This window comes from Sphingobacterium sp. MYb388 (assembly GCF_037479535.1).
In the GTDB taxonomy this organism is placed as follows: Bacteria; Bacteroidota; Bacteroidia; order Sphingobacteriales; family Sphingobacteriaceae; genus Sphingobacterium; species Sphingobacterium anhuiense.
Window position 1 is genome coordinate 171340 of the sequence record NZ_JBBGYV010000001.1, and the last position, 15379, is coordinate 186718.

15 protein-coding genes and 1 tRNA gene are annotated in these 15379 nt (G+C 34.9%); 13 read left to right on the forward strand and 3 right to left on the reverse strand.

Annotated features, from left to right (window positions below):
* Positions 1 to 713 precede the first annotated feature (713 nt).
* The 3 genes from WH188_RS00740 (at position 714) to WH188_RS00750 (ending at position 2875) form a co-directional block, all read left to right on the forward strand.
* Positions 714 to 1433, forward strand: a complete 720-nt coding sequence (locus WH188_RS00740; protein WP_339423050.1) for a hypothetical protein — start codon at positions 714 to 716, stop codon at positions 1431 to 1433.
* Positions 1434 to 1544: 111 nt separating this feature from the next.
* Positions 1545 to 2336 (forward strand): hypothetical protein, encoded by a 792-nt coding sequence (locus WH188_RS00745; RefSeq protein WP_339423051.1) that lies wholly within the window; start codon positions 1545 to 1547, stop codon positions 2334 to 2336.
* A gap of 104 nt (positions 2337 to 2440) precedes the next feature.
* Positions 2441 to 2875, forward strand: a complete 435-nt coding sequence (locus WH188_RS00750) for a JAB domain-containing protein (protein ID WP_339423052.1) — start codon at positions 2441 to 2443, stop codon at positions 2873 to 2875.
* 108 nt (positions 2876 to 2983) lie between these two features.
* Here the strand turns inward: WH188_RS00750 and WH188_RS00755 are convergent, their stop codons facing one another.
* The 3 genes from WH188_RS00755 to WH188_RS00765 all read right to left on the reverse strand — a co-directional run bounded on the left by WH188_RS00755 (position 2984) and on the right by WH188_RS00765 (position 5106).
* Positions 2984 to 3424: a hypothetical protein gene (locus WH188_RS00755; RefSeq protein ID WP_339423053.1), complete on the reverse strand. Its 441-nt coding sequence runs from the start codon at positions 3422 to 3424 to the stop codon at positions 2984 to 2986.
* A gap of 4 nt (positions 3425 to 3428) precedes the next feature.
* Positions 3429 to 4214 (reverse strand): hypothetical protein, encoded by a 786-nt coding sequence (locus WH188_RS00760; protein ID WP_339423054.1) that lies wholly within the window; start codon positions 4212 to 4214, stop codon positions 3429 to 3431.
* A gap of 807 nt (positions 4215 to 5021) precedes the next feature.
* Positions 5022 to 5106 (reverse strand) — tRNA-Ser (locus WH188_RS00765).
* A gap of 121 nt (positions 5107 to 5227) precedes the next feature.
* Here WH188_RS00765 and WH188_RS00770 point away from each other — a divergent pair.
* The 10 genes from WH188_RS00770 to WH188_RS00815 all read left to right on the forward strand — a co-directional run bounded on the left by WH188_RS00770 (position 5228) and on the right by WH188_RS00815 (position 15364).
* On the forward strand, positions 5228 to 7270 hold the full coding sequence (locus WH188_RS00770; RefSeq protein ID WP_339423055.1) for a M13 family metallopeptidase: 2043 nt from the start codon (positions 5228 to 5230) through the stop codon (positions 7268 to 7270).
* Positions 7271 to 7366: 96 nt separating this feature from the next.
* Positions 7367 to 7678 (forward strand): 50S ribosomal protein L21, encoded by a 312-nt coding sequence (gene rplU, locus WH188_RS00775; protein WP_021189835.1) that lies wholly within the window; start codon positions 7367 to 7369, stop codon positions 7676 to 7678.
* A gap of 43 nt (positions 7679 to 7721) precedes the next feature.
* Positions 7722 to 8006, forward strand: coding sequence for a 50S ribosomal protein L27 (gene rpmA, locus WH188_RS00780; RefSeq protein ID WP_021189836.1), 285 nt, complete (start codon positions 7722 to 7724; stop codon positions 8004 to 8006).
* 176 nt (positions 8007 to 8182) lie between these two features.
* Complete coding sequence (locus WH188_RS00785) at positions 8183 to 8926, forward strand: hypothetical protein (protein ID WP_168128078.1); 744 nt, start codon at positions 8183 to 8185, stop codon at positions 8924 to 8926.
* Between the two features lie 3 nt (positions 8927 to 8929).
* Entirely contained in the window at positions 8930 to 9526 is a 597-nt protein-coding gene (locus WH188_RS00790; protein ID WP_237682869.1) for a hypothetical protein, read from the forward strand.
* Positions 9527 to 9731: 205 nt separating this feature from the next.
* Positions 9732 to 10694, forward strand: a complete 963-nt coding sequence (locus WH188_RS00795) for a formylglycine-generating enzyme family protein (protein WP_021189838.1) — start codon at positions 9732 to 9734, stop codon at positions 10692 to 10694.
* 22 nt (positions 10695 to 10716) lie between these two features.
* Entirely contained in the window at positions 10717 to 12030 is a 1314-nt protein-coding gene (locus WH188_RS00800) for a Gfo/Idh/MocA family protein (RefSeq protein WP_132771920.1), read from the forward strand.
* Between the two features lie 15 nt (positions 12031 to 12045).
* Positions 12046 to 13092, forward strand: a complete 1047-nt coding sequence (locus tag WH188_RS00805; protein ID WP_339423057.1) for an FAD:protein FMN transferase — start codon at positions 12046 to 12048, stop codon at positions 13090 to 13092.
* An 8-nt stretch (positions 13093 to 13100) separates the two neighbouring features.
* On the forward strand, positions 13101 to 14021 hold the full coding sequence (locus WH188_RS00810; RefSeq protein ID WP_339423058.1) for a hydroxypyruvate isomerase family protein: 921 nt from the start codon (positions 13101 to 13103) through the stop codon (positions 14019 to 14021).
* A 92-nt stretch (positions 14022 to 14113) separates the two neighbouring features.
* The gene (locus WH188_RS00815; protein ID WP_031288192.1) at positions 14114 to 15364 is read left to right on the forward strand and encodes a nucleoside permease; all 1251 of its coding nucleotides are present in this window, start codon (positions 14114 to 14116) and stop codon (positions 15362 to 15364) included.
* The last annotated feature ends 15 nt before the right edge of the window (positions 15365 to 15379 follow it).

Sequence of the window (15379 nt, forward strand, 5' to 3'; positions counted from 1 at the left end):
TTAAATTTACGGTCTTAGCCTCTAAAAGTCAAGCTAATAGACCAATCCCTTTGAGAATGTTGATAACCATTTCCCTTAATTTTCAAGAAAAAAAATTACAAAATTTTAAAAAATTATGTCTGTATTTCACACTTCAAGCCTATATATCAAACAACCCCTACCATTGTCTTAAGGGAAGGGGATCACCATCTTGCCTTCCTGTTATCATTAGAGCGCAAGAATTTATTGTAAAGTAATCTGAAAATTAACATATCTTTGTATTTAAATCAAACAACGAAATATAGAAACAAAAAATATATAAAATATCAAGTTAAGCGTTAACTAAAAGTTCTTGTAAAAGAGGAAACCTAGGAAATTTTCAATTGCACAACAAGGACAGTTAGAGTAACGTTCTACGCTATAAAAGCGTGGGGCGTAACCTATCTGTTTGTGCAGGGTTCTCCTAGGTACCTCTCTCCGACAGCTCTAGGTTATAGTCCCACGCTTTTGTATTTACTAACCAACCGTATAGGGACATATCGGTACCTATTATTTTAATCATTATGCCAGCTATAGTTTTTTTTGCAGTCTTATTTGCATTTTTCCGCTTGCGTTATTTATCTGACCCTGTTAAATATAAAGGTTCGGGAGATGGTTCAACCATGTGCTTAATAGCACTTCTTTTTAGCATTTTCGCTAAAGTTGTTAGTTGATTTATTTAAAACACTTTAATTATGACCGCTCAATCAAGTGAAGTATTTATTTATCAAGGCAAAACTTATTCTGATACCTACAACGAACCATTAAGTAAGTATCTATACGAAAACAATTTAAGTGAGGAGTTCGTGGGCATTTCTTCCGCTTGCTGGCGTGGTTACACAGGCACATGGGAAATCATTAAAGATAAACTTTATTTAACAAATTTCTCTGGTTCAATGCGAATACCTAACGTAAAAGGTTCGGACAAGACAGAACCTTTTGAATTTACTAAAACTGATCCACTAAACCCTTTTGGAATTAAGGGTGTTGGACTAGATTATTTATTTCCCAATCAAAAAGAAGTATTTGCCGAATGGTATTCAGGTGAAATCAAATTAGGAAAGGGATTTGTAAAATCAGATCATGACAATTTTGAAACACTTTACCGTAAAGAGACTTTTCTGAAATTTGAAGACGGTATCCTAATTGAATTAAGAGTCGTCCGCAATGATATAAGTTTTCGTGACCGTATTCCTAACTATATAAAGCAAATTTATGAATCTGATGGTGATGATGATTTGCCATCTTTTCTAAATAACGATAGAAAACCTAGTAAACCATTTAAAGAGAAACTCTATTCAATATTTGGAACGACTCTTTACACGTTACTTATTTTACCCTTTGTTCCTGTACAATTGGTTATAATTTTTTTTGAATATATCTGTGACAAAATATTTTTAAAGATTAATAATTAGTGAACTAAGATTATAATACCTATATGGTTTCCCGCATGTGGTGGTCATATGTTAAACCTATTTTTGAAGTGAAATTTAAGCCAATCACTTCTTGTATTTTAAACTGTTGTAATGGCTAACGACATTAAGCTTATTATTAATTTTATGAAAAAAGTATTTTTACTATTGATGACAGTGACAACTATGCTGAGTTGTTCAAAGGATAATAATCAAACTGTTGATGAAAAAAAAGATTGTATAATCACAACTGTTGATATGGGGGTAAAAGATGAAGGTATTTTACATCTTAAGTATGATTCACAAAATCGTGTTTCTCAAGTGAAGTTCGAGATGGACGAAACTGATTGGGGTGGCAAACATAGGATGCTCGAATATAATATTTCCTACACATCAAATAATGTAACAATTATTGGTGATGAACCTGCATTATTTACTTTGGATAGTAAAGGGCGTATAATTAAATCTGTTGAAAGTGATTCGGGAGAACACACATATATCTATAATTCTGAAGGCTTTTTAGAAAAAATTATTTCTAAAGGTAACACTGATCATGTTTTCACCTATTTAAATGGAAACCTTAAAAGTTATGTAAATGATCCATATAATATTTTTACAGAATATGATTTAAATAATCCATATGTTCCCTATTCATATGATATTACCCAACAAAGTGGGATAATACATTATGCTTATGGTATAGTTCTTTATGAGCAAGGATATTATGGTAAAAAATCACAAAATCGTGTTAGACAAGTTTCCGGAAGTGGTATTGGTGGTGGTAAACACGATTATTCATATATACAGGATGAAAAAACTGGTAAAATGAAATCTGTTTTTATAAATCAAAAATACGATTCTTCTACGGACTTAGAACGTGTGAATTTTAGTTATTCTTGTGACTAAACATCCTTAAGGTTTTTAATCTACCTCAATGTTAGCCTCTCCACATCGGAGGGGCTTTTTTTATGCACTTTAATTTACAACATAATATGAAAAATCTATCAAATGTGGCGGAAATCACCGTCCAATTTAAACCTAATTTTAAGGTTTCTGAATGTCCTCAAATTTCTGATTCATCTACGGCTCATACAATATTAAAAGAGTTCTGGGACGAAGGATTGATGCAATTTTTGGAAGAGTTTAAGGTCATCTATCTCAATAATGAAAATCATGTGCTTGGCATATCAGATATTGCAATGGGAGGGAGAGCTTCCGTAAGTGTGGATATGAAAACTATATTTTCTATTGCTCTAAAATGCTGTGCATCTAAAATTATCTTATCACATAATCATCCATCATGTAAACTAATTCCTAGTTCTCATGATCATGCTATTACGAAGAAAGCTATTGAAGCAGGTAAGGTTTTAGATATTCAGGTGGCAGACCATCTGATAATAGGTATTAATGGGTACTACAGCTTTAGAGACGAAGGAGATTTTTGAGACATGAATATTTAGTTCTTATACCCCTGAATAATTTTGGTGCCTCACCTGTAATCATCACCACTCACTTGAAACCTTTGTGGGTTTCTGTGAGGGTGATGTTAATTCTTAATAAGGGAGTTTATTTCTATTTGCAATTTTCATAATACCTGTAACGGTGTTTTCAAAACTATTGGTCTCAAAAATTGATTTAATTAATTTTGTAAAAGATTCTTGATCATAACTGTCATGTTTTAAGATAAAGGGATCTTTCAAGTTTAAATCAGAAAGGATATCTGCGTTAATCCTAACGGTGACTGGGTAAAGATTAATATCATATCCAAACATAAGTATTCTATATGAAAAGTTATCCAAAAATTCGCTAACCAAATATAAACTAAATTGAAATTTAGTTTGCAAAACACTACCTCTCAGTTTTGAATCTAGGGCAATCTCATTAACAACAATACTTACTAAACCGTTAGTTGCATCTGAAAAACCATCTGCTAATTTTTCAATGATTTCATCAGGTAATTCAACTTTACTTTCCGAAAATTTTTTCCATTCCATATTTCTATATTTTAAATTCGTAAATAAGGGGTAAATGATCTGATTCTAAAATAGACCTTTTTACTTTATCAAAAAAAGCTTTTGTTGGTGTTTCTTCCAAAACACTAATATGCTCTTGAGTAATCTTTTTGCTTAATGAGTAACTCAATACAACTTGATCCAAAAAATGATGCTCAAGTATATCAAAAGATGAAGCTGACGGTCTTTTAAAATATTTTGTTCCTGGAAAACTATTGTTAACATATAATTTCCATGTGGGATTATAATAGAGCTCTTTTTTTTCTTTTAAATGAGTAACTTCTTTTTTTAAATTTATACTATTTGACGCGGAAAAACCATCAAAATCAATCATTGGTTTTTCAAATGGATTAACATTGAAATCACCAATTATGATAATATCAGCTTGAGAGGAAGTTCCAATTTCAGAATCAATATCTTTTCTCATCAATCTTATATGGCTTTTCAATGCGTCCATATGCTGGAACATTTGAGAAGGTAAATGAACTGAGATTATATTAATGTTATTATTCAAACATTTAACCGAAGTAAAATAAGTTGATTGAAATGATAATGACAATTTCAATTCTACTTTCTTAATTATTATAACCCTTTTACATCCAGGATTTTCAAAATGCTCATAGCCTATGACTTTTAAGTTTCCAATATTGTTAAATATAATAATTTCGTCAGTTTCTGATAAAAATAATATATCAGGTTTTTCCTCAACTAGAATATTCATAATTGTTAGAAAATCAGACTGTTTTTTTGAATTCCAATATATTAATTTCATTTATTAAAGGTCATAAGGCATTTTATTTTGGAATTAAGGCATTCCGTTTTGGAATTACCGTCATAAATATATGCCAAACCAAGTTGAAAACGAAATAATATTACATATAATTTCATTTTCAATGCTTCTCAGTTTGTCATTATTTATGTTTTGGTAATTCCTTCACTTCATAAAAACTCTTTTGTGTTTCATAATAAGCATTGCATGCCTATTAGAAACCCAACCGTTTTTCGAGTTTGGCTCGCCTGCTTGGTCGCTCAGGCTTCGCTGTTGTCACTATTTTTGATATTCCCATCACACAATCCCCATTTCAAAAATACCGCCAACAGCTTCGTCTATTTCATAGATATCGTTGAATCATGCTACGCATTTCTCTTCAACGACCTTCGCTCAACTCGCAGGACGGCGAGCGATTAAAGTATCTGCTAATATGAGAGGGTTTTGCAATAAATAGTGGTGAGACATGAAAATTATATTTTATATACCCTTGAAAATAATCGTGTCTCATAGAAACCTAACTTATTTTAGTTGATTAGAGGTATTTGTATCATGGTTTGACCTCATATTCGGATGATGCTGTTTAGAGTTTTAGAGAGCTTCGTTTAGCTTTATGTGATCGGTGTGGTCTTGGATATATAATGAAGATGTTGGGGAGTTAAAAACTATTCTAAAAAAGTGTGCCAAAAGTGTGACAAGAAAGTATAATAAAATAGGGTTTTATATACGCTGTGATTTGTGTATATTTGATGTAAATGTGCCTTAAATGCATAAAAAAAGCCCTATTTTAAAATAGAGCTAGTATTTGAGCGGAGAGGGCGGGATTCGAACCCGCGGTACCGTTAAGTACACACGCTTTCCAAGCGTGCTCGATCGACCACTCTGACACCTCTCCGTAGTCTGTTGGCAAAAATAGAAGTATAATTCTATTTTCCAAAACAAATTTTATTAAAATGTGTTATTTCCGCATTAATAAAAAAACTACCTTTACTCAAGGTGTTTGAAATAAGAAAATTATGGTCAATAAAAAATTATGGGCAATATTACCGATTGCTGCTCTAGCATTTGGTTGCCAATCCAATAAAGGTTCGGATCAGAAACAAGCAGATCGAACTGTATTTTTAGATGTATCCGGTATGGATACGACAGTTCATCCAGGAGATAACTTCTTTATGTATGCCAATGGACAATGGTTGAAGAAAACAGTTATTCCTCCATCAGAGTCTGGCTGGGGATCATTTTATACCTTGAATGATGAGAACTTACAAAAGCTTCATGGTATTTTAGATAAGGCCGCTCAGTCCAATAGTAAAAGAGGTACGGATCAACAAAAGGTTGGCGATTTCTATTCCAGTGGAATGGATACCCTTACGATAGAAAAGCTTGGAATTTCACCTATTCAGGCTCAGCTGAAGAAAATTGATGATTTAAAATCCATCGAAGAACTGATTGCTTATAGTGCCGACGGTTTTAAAGAGGGGGAGGGAGATCTTTTCTCATTTTATATCGCTGCCGATGAACGTATGAGTAATAAAAATGCCGCTACTTTTGTACAGGGTGGACTTAATCTTCCTGAATCAAGTTATTATTTGGATCAGGATGAAAAGGCAAAGAAAATACGTGAAGCTTATACGAATTATCTCAGTAAGCTGTTTACGCTTGCCGGTCAACAGGCTACAGCTAAAGCGGATGCAGAATCTGTCCTTAAGATTGAAACTGCAATTGCGAAATCTCATCTTAATCCAGTTGAATTACGTGATCCGATTAAAAATTATAATAAAGTTGCGGTAGCAGCTTTTCAAAAGGAGACACCTAATCTGAACTGGAATGATATCTTGGGCAGATTAGCAATTAAAACAGATACTTTATTGGTACAGCAACCGAAGTTTTATGTTGCTCTAAATAATTTGTTGAAATCTGAACCGCTACCAGTATGGAAACTTAAATTGAAGGCGGATCTGTTGAATTCATCAGCAACAGCATTGACAAAAGACTTCCGTAATGCACAGTTTGAACTGTATGGTAAAACTTTGCAGGGACAGAAAGAGCAAAAGGAACGCTGGAAACTTATGGTCAGTACGGTTGATGATAACTTAGGAGAAGTACTTGGAAAATTGTTTACCGAAGAATACTTTAAACCTGAGGCTAAGAAAAGAATGTTGGAGTTAGTTAATAATTTAGAAATCTCATATCGTGACCGTATTGAAAAGTTAGATTGGATGACTCCTGAAACCAAGAAAAAAGCGATCGAAAAACTGCAAGCTTTTACTAAAAAGATCGGATATCCAGATAAATGGAAAGATTATTCTGATGTAGAAATCAATAAGGATACTTATTATGCCAATTTACAAGCTGCATCACGTCATGCTTATAAGGAAATGATCGACAAAATGGGCAAACCAGTTGACAAGACTGAGTGGTTGATGACAACACCTACTGTCAATGCATACTACAACCCACCTTATAATGAAATTGTATTTCCTGCAGGAATACTACAGTTTCCATTTTTTGATGCAAATGCGGACGATGCAATCAACTATGGTGCTATAGGAGCTGTAATCGGACATGAAATGACGCATGGTTTTGATGACCAAGGCCGTCAATATGATAAAGAAGGAAATCTAAAAGATTGGTGGACTCCAGAAGATGCGACTAAGTTTACGACAAAAGCTAATCAGGTAGCCGCCTTATACGATGGTTTTACTTTACTGGATAAACAACATGTGAATGGAAAATTGACATTAGGAGAAAATTTAGCGGATATTGGAGGTCTTAATATTGCATTCGATGCTTTCAAAAAAACAAAGCAAGGACAAGATGCAACCAAAATAGATGGATTTACACCAGATCAACGTTTCTTTTTAAGTTTTGCTCAAGTTTGGCGTATTAAAAATAGTGATGAGCGAATGAACATGCGTTTGAAAGTCGATCCGCATAGCCCTGAAGAATTTCGTGTCAATGGTCCAGTCTATAATATGGAAGCTTTTTATCAAGCATTCCAGATTCCAAAAACTGCGAAGATGTATGTAGCACCCGAGAAACGTGTTGCTGTTTGGTAGTGGTAAATAAAAAGTGTAATATATTTTTAGAATTGAATAATAATTGCTAATTTTGCCGTTCATTAACAATAAACACATTTAATTAATTTATTAACAATGTACGCAATAGTAAATATAGCAGGACAGCAATTCAAGGTTGCAAAAGACCAATTTCTTTTTGTGCACCGCTTACAAGGAGAAGAAGGCGCTAGTATTGAATTTGACAATGTATTGTTAGCAGAAGATGGTGGTAAATTCACAATCGGTACTCCGAACGTGGCAGGTGCTAAAATTTCGGCTAAAATTTTGTCTCATTTAAAAGGTGATAAAGTTATCGTTTTCAAGAAAAAACGTCGTAAAGGCTACAAAAAGAAAAACGGTCACCGTCAACAATTCACTAAAATCCAGATCACTGGTATTACATTATAATTGAATTTTTAATCAGACATTAGTCTTAAATTGAGATAAAGAAATGGCACATAAAAAAGGTGCGGGTAGTTCTAAGAACGGCCGTGAGTCACATTCGAAACGTTTAGGTATCAAAATCTTCGGTGGTCAAGCTGCTATCGCTGGTAACATCATCGTTCGCCAACGTGGTACTAAACACAATCCTGACTTAAATGTTGGTATTGGTAAAGATCATACATTGTTTGCTTTAGTTGATGGAAAAGTACTTTTCCGCAAAAAAGCTAACAACAAATCTTATGTTTCTATTATTCCTGCAGAAGTTTCTGTAGTTCCTGTAGAGAAGGCATAAGTTTTTTTGCTACACAATATTTGTAAAAGGCGTTAAGTTTACTTAACGCCTTTTTTATGTTTTTAAAGCTTAAGTAAGAGCTTCTTAATAAAATTGTATACATTTATTTCTTCAAGAATCAAAGTTTGGTACAATTTTATACAGGAATTGCAGTTTATAGATAATATTAAACGTTCATGATTTATAAAAGTCTACCTTACAGTATTCCAACAGTTGTGTTATTGTTGTTGTCATCTTGTAGTTCGATGTATATGCCCAATGTGCCAGCCGCACCAATGTTTAAAGATGCCGGTGAAGTATATGTTTCCGGAAATATTAATTTAAAGGGAAATGTTTCTGCCAGCGGAGGAGTCGCAGTTTCAGATCATATCGGAGTGATTGCAAATGGTTCTTATGTGGACCGAAAAGATAGCCCTACAGATTTTGCTCAAAAAATGGGTGAGTTGGGTATTGGCTATTTTACGACTTTTGGTCAACGGCGCAATCGTATTCTCGAAGTATATGCAGGTTATGGGATGGGTGTTGTAAATGAACTAGATACAAGGACATCAACGGCGGGGCCGGCAGTGGTAGAAAGCCGAGATATGGATTTTAATAAAATATTTGTCCAAGTCAATTACTCTTCCACAAAACGGGAGAAAATTCGTTTATTTGGTGGAGATCGCGCCCTGAACTATGGTACAATTTTACGATTGTCACATGTAAATATGACCGATTTTAAAATAAACCAGCTTAATGCAAATAAAGAACAGAATGTTTTGATAGAACCTGTATTTTATACCCGTATGGAAGTAGGGCGTGGCTGGCAGATACAATATATGACTGGCATGAATTTCGGTTTGATGAGCAATGATTATTTGAAAGCAGGGCATCCGATAAATAGTTTGGGAATTCTTTATAAATTTGGAGGGAAAAATTAAATTATGATAAAAGCATTGAAAAAGAACTGGCTATTGATGTTAATGAGCGTGGCATTTTTGAGTAGCTGCGGGATCAGTAGGCAAAAAGCCCAGATTGAAAATCTTGGTAAGTGTAAGTTTGATATACAGTCTGTTGATAGCATTCGTGTAGCGGGAACTTCCATTCAAAAAATAGTGAAAGCAGATGGTATTGATCTATCGGCACTACCGAGTGTAGCTTTGGGAATGTTGCGTAAAAATATTCCTTTGGATGCCGTAATTCGCTTGAAAATTGAAAATCCGACTTTAAAGAAAGCTGCAATTAATCAGTTTCAATATATTATTCTGTTTGAAAAAAAGCAATTAGCAGAGGGAATTGTTAATCAGTCGATTTCTTTGGACCCTGGACAATCTACGGTGGCCTCGGTAAGATTAAATACAAATATTTATGAGTTGATCAATAATGGTGATCTCGCTGGGTTTATCGGATCTAATTCAAACACTAAAAAGGGTTTGTTTACAATAAAGATTAAACCTTCGATAAATGTCGCCGGTAAATCAATTTTTTATCCCGGATATATAACGATTGATCGTGAAGTTAGCCGTAATATTTTATTATAAAGGATACTTGTAATTTTTAAATAGGGTCTGTAAAACATTGTTTTACAGACCCTATTTTTTTTATTCAATTGTCATTTTTTATCTGTGTAATAAAAAAGTTATGATACTTATTGTTTAAATTACACAATGAAATTAATATCTTAGACAAATAATATATCTGGATTAGTGGTGGGTGATGACCAATTATTTATAGAAAAAAATAGAAATGCGTAAAAGTTTACTTGCTCTTATCTTGTCAGGAATGTCCAGCTCGTTGTTTGCACAGCAAAAGGTGGAAAGCTACGTACAAGAAATAAAAGGGACAAAATTGAAGTTTGACATGGTTGCGATTCCAGCTGGCGTATATAAACAAGGTGGGAATGTTAAAGCAGATGAAAAGCCTATTCATGAGGTAAAAATAGCTCCCTTCTGGATAGGGAAATACGAGGTAACCTGGAACTTGTTTGAACCTTTCTTGTATAAAGATTATGAGTTGACTCAAAGTATAGATGGCAAGATCACTCCCGAAGTGGATGCAGTAACACGTCCTACAAAACCATATTTAGATATGACCTTTGGTATGGGGAAAGAAGGTCACCCAGCTTTGGCCATGACCCATTATAATGCAATTCAGTTCTGCAAGTGGCTGTACGTACGTACAGGAGTTTTTTATAGATTGCCAACAGAAGCGGAATGGGAGTATGCTTGTCGCGCCGGAAGTGATAAAGCGTATAGTTTTGGAGATGATGCCGCTCTATTGGATCAATATGCTTGGCATAAAGGCAATAGTGACGGTTCAACACATCTTGTTGGAACTAAGAAGCCAAATGCTTGGGGTTTATTTGATATGCATGGAAATGTTTCAGAATGGACTTTTGACCAATATATCGAAGATTATTACCAGCAGTTTGACGGTAAAGTAGCTGATAACCCCGTTGCAATACCTACTAAATTATATCCCAATAGTGTAAGAGGCGGTGCCTTTGATAGTGAAGCTGTAGATTTAAGAAGTGCATCTCGGGTAGCTTCAGATCCATTCTGGAAACAACTAGATCCACAAATTCCTAAAAGTAACTGGTGGTTCCCTGAAGCTCCATTTGTAGGAATGCGCTTAGTAAGACCTGTGACACCTCCTTCGCATGAAGAAATAATGGCCTATTATGATAAGGCTCCAATTAAAGATTATTAATTATAACCCAAAAACCTAAAATATGGAAAATTTTGAACGTCGTGATTTTTTAAAAACGACAGCAGCTATCGCAGGCGGGACAGTTTTAAGTTCAGTGCCATTGGTAGGAGCATTTGCCGCAGGAAGCGATGTAATTAAAGTTGCATTGATCGGTTGTGGTGGACGCGGTACAGGTGCAACTTTTGACGCCCTAAGCTCAGGATTTAATATTAAAGTAGTTGCATTAGCTGATGCTTTCAAAGATAATTTGGACAGCACATATAAAACATTAAAAGATAAATGGCAGGATAAAATTGATGTTCCTGAAAAAAATAAATTCGTTGGATTTGATGCCTATAAAGAAGCTATTAAATTAGCCGATGTGGTGATCTTAACAACTCCTCCTGGATTTCGTCCGATTCATTTTGAAGAAGCTGTGCGGCAAGGTAAACATGTATTTATGGAAAAACCTGTTGCCACAGATATCCCAGGGATCCGTAAAGTTTTGGCAGCTGCTGAAATTGCTAAGAAGAAAAAACTGAATGTAGTGGTGGGTCTTCAACGTAGGTATCAAACAAACTATAGAGAAGCGATTAAAAGAATTCACGAGGGTGCAATCGGTGATGTTGTTTCTGGACAGGTATACTGGAATAGTGGTGGTGTTTGGGTAAGACCACGTAAGCCGGGACAGACAGAAATGGATTATCAGATGCGCAACTGGTATTATTTTAACTGGTTATGTGGTGATCATATCGTAGAGCAGCACGTTCACAATATTGATATTGCCAATTGGGTCAAAGGTGCATACCCGGTACGTATTCAAGGTACTGGTAGCCGCGCACATAGAACAGGTAAAGAATATGGTGAGATCTATGACAACTTTGCATTAGAGTTAACTTATCCTGATAACTCAGTTGTATACAGTCAGTGTGCGCACTTCGAGGGGGTTACAAACCGTGTCGACGAACAGTTTCAAGCAACAAAAGGTAGAGCTTACCTGTCAGCAAATGGACAAGCAGTACTTTGGGATGCTAAAGGAAATGAAATCTATCGTCATGAACCAAAAGGAAATCCAAATCCTTATCAACAAGAGCATAAAGAATTGTTTGAAGCAATTTCAAAAGGTGAATATAAATTTGATAATGCAGAATATGGTGCATATAGTACTTTAACAGGTATTATTGGTCGTATTGCATGTTATACAGGAAAAGTAATTAAATGGGATGCCGCCTTAAAGTCGGAAATCGATATTATGCCTACAAATTATGCATGGGATGCTTTACCTAAGATATTACCAAAAGAAGATGGTTCGTACCCGGTAGCTATACCAGGTCAGAATACAAATTTATACATTTAATAAGAGGATGCATTCATGTATTTTAAATCATGGATACTGCTCTCAATTAGTTTTTTTGGCTTGTGCAGCATAACAGCTGCACGAGCTGAACAAGCTTCTTATTCTTTAAAATCTCTCCGAAAAACTGTTTTATCTGGCCCTGCTCAGGGTACTTCTTATCATATTACGTATTTTGATACACAGGAGTTAGTTTCAAAAAATGATATCGATAGTGTTTTGAAAGTCATTGATTTGTCGATGTCGATTTATAACCCATCCTCTACAATAAGTCTATTTAATAAAGAGGAGAGAACTGCTGTAAAGCTAGATCGTCATTTTCAAAAGGTGGTTGATGCATCATTCCGCTATAATCGCATCACGAAAGGTATTTTTGATATTACGGTAGCACCGCTTGTCCAATTGTGGGGGTTTGGACCTAAACAGATTAAACATTTTCCAGACTCAAATGAAATCAATGCAACCCTAGCGTCTGTGGGAATGGATAAGTTAATTTGGAAAGCTCCTTATCTAAAAAAAAGCAAACCTAACGTCAGTATTGATGTCAATGGTATTGCACAGGGGTATTCAGTAGATGTCTTGGCTAAATTTCTTGAAAGTAAGCATATCAAAAATTATATTGTGGAGTTAGGTGGAGAAATGCGTGTTAAGGGAAGAAATCAGGCAGGTGAATTTTTTAAAATTGGTGTTGAAAGACCAGCCTCCAGCCACAATCAATTACTGAAAACCGAAGTTGTGCATATCAAATCTGGAGCATTGACGACTGCTGGAAATTTTGAAAAGTACATGATGAATGGAAAACAGAAGATTAGTCATCATGTCAATCCTTTGACGGGATATATGTTTTCTAGTCCAGTAGTCAGTGTTACAGTATATGCAAAAACTGCAATGGAAGCAGACGCCTTGGATAATTATTTTATGGCCCTTACACCAGATGAGATACTTGATTTTGTGAAGAAGAGAAAGAATTTAGAAGTTTATATTATATTTAACAATGAAAAGGGAGAAATAGAAGAAAAGTACTCGAAAGGGTTTTCCAACTTTTTTCTAAAAAAAACAATATAAATGAAATTATGAAAAGATCTGAATTTTTAAAAAACACCTTATTGGTAGCAGGTTCCGCTGTGAGCTTGAATACTTTAGCGGGTGAACAACAACAGAAAAAAAATAAGGCAGGAGCAGTATTTAACTTAGATTATGCACCGCATCAGGGCATGTTCAGTGCAACTGCTGGTAAAAATTTTGTTGATGAGATAAAATATATGCATGAACTGGGATTCAGAAGTATCGAAGATAACGGTATGACAGGACGCAGTATCGATGAACAAAAGAAAATAGGTGAAACGTTGGCATCTCTTGGGATGCGTATGGGCGTTTTTGTTGTTCCAAAGGGCGGGAACGGTGCCAATACTTTAGCTGCAGGTAAACAAGAATACATTGATATCTTTCTAAAAGGCTGTAAAGAGTCTGTGGAAGTAGCAAAACGTGTCAATGCAAAATGGGTAACGGTTGTTCCTGGCGATTACGAACGTAATCTATCTATCGGGGTACAAACTGGTAATGTGATTGAGGCATTGAAGAGAGGTGCAGAAATTTTTGAACCACATGGCATAACGATGGTACTGGAGCCTTTAAGTGACAGTCCTGATTTATTTCTTAGATATTCAGATCAGACCTATGAAATATGCAAAGGTGTGGGAAGTCCTTCATGTAAATTATTATATGATGCGTATCATATGCAAAAGAATGAAGGTAATCTCATTCATAAAATGAATGAGTGCTGGAATGAGATCGCTTATATTCAAGTAGGAGATAATCCAGGAAGAAGGGAACCTACTACGGGCGAAGTTAACTACAAAAATGTGTTTAAATGGCTTCACGAGAAGGGATTTAAAGGGGTGGTCGGTATGGAGCATGGTATGTCCAAAAGTGGCAAGATCGGCGAAGAAACTTTGCTCAACGCTTACAGAGAAGTAGATAATTTCTTAGTGTAACTTGTACAATTGTTTTTTTTATGCTAGATTGTCATTTTAAAAACCAAATTCTTGATAGAAATCTCTTATTTTAAAATAAACTAAAACATATAATGTCCACATCTATTAGATTTAAATTATCCTTCATGATGTTCCTGGAATTCTTTATCTGGGGCGCATGGTTCGTTACATTGGGTACATACCTGAGTAAAAATTTACAAGCACAGCCGCTTGAAATTGCGAATGTTTTTTCAACCCAATCATTAGGTGCTATTATTGCTCCTTTTATTATCGGTATGATTGCCGATCGTTATTTTAACGCGGAACGTATATTAGGCGTGTTGCATATCATCGGTGCGGTATTGATGTATCAAATGTATAATGCAACTGAAATTTCTTCTTTTTACCCTTATGTATTGGCTTATATGGTTTTATATATGCCAACGCTATCATTGGTAAATTCGGTATCATTCAGACAGTTGACCAATCCTGAGAAACAGTTTTCTAATATCCGTATTTGGGGAACTATCGGTTGGATCATTGCTGGTCTTTCAATCAGTTATCTGTTTAAATGGGATGCAGCAGAAGCTTCATCTGCTGGAGCTTTGAAAAATACCTTTTTAATGGGGGCTATTGCTTCTTTGGTGTTAGGTTTATTCTCATTTACATTGCCTAAAACGCCACCTGTTAAAATTGAGTCAGATCAGAAACCATCATTCTCATCGATCATCGGATTGGATGCTATCAAATTATTGAAAGACCGTAATTTCTTGATTTTCTTCGTTTCATCGATTTTGATCTGTATTCCTTTGGCATTTTACTATCAAAATGCCAATCCATTTTTAGATCAAATAGGAATGGAAAATCCTACTGGAAAAATGACAATTGGTCAGATTTCAGAAGTATTATTCTTATTAGCATTACCTGTTTTCTTTTCTAAATTCGGTTTCAAGAAAACGATTTTGGTTGGTATGCTTGCTTGGGCATTAAGATATATCTTATTTGCTTATGGTAATGCGGGCGATCTTTCTTTCATGTTGATATTAGGTATTGCTTTACACGGTATCTGTTACGATTTCTTTTTCGTTTCTGGACAAATTTATACCGATAGTAAAGCTGGAATCAAATATAAAAGTGCTGCACAGGGTTTGATTACATTAGCGACTTATGGGGTAGGTCAGCTTATTGGATTCTGGGTTGCAGGTTTTATCGGAGAGAAATATGCATACTTGCAACAAGCTAATGTTGCTGATTTTTGGAAACAAACATGGATCATTCCTGCGGGAATAGCATTCGTAGTCTTTATTATCTTTTTAGTTGCTTTTAAAGATGAGAAGGTCGAGAATAAAGCGGTTGCTGAATAAATTAATAAAAGAACT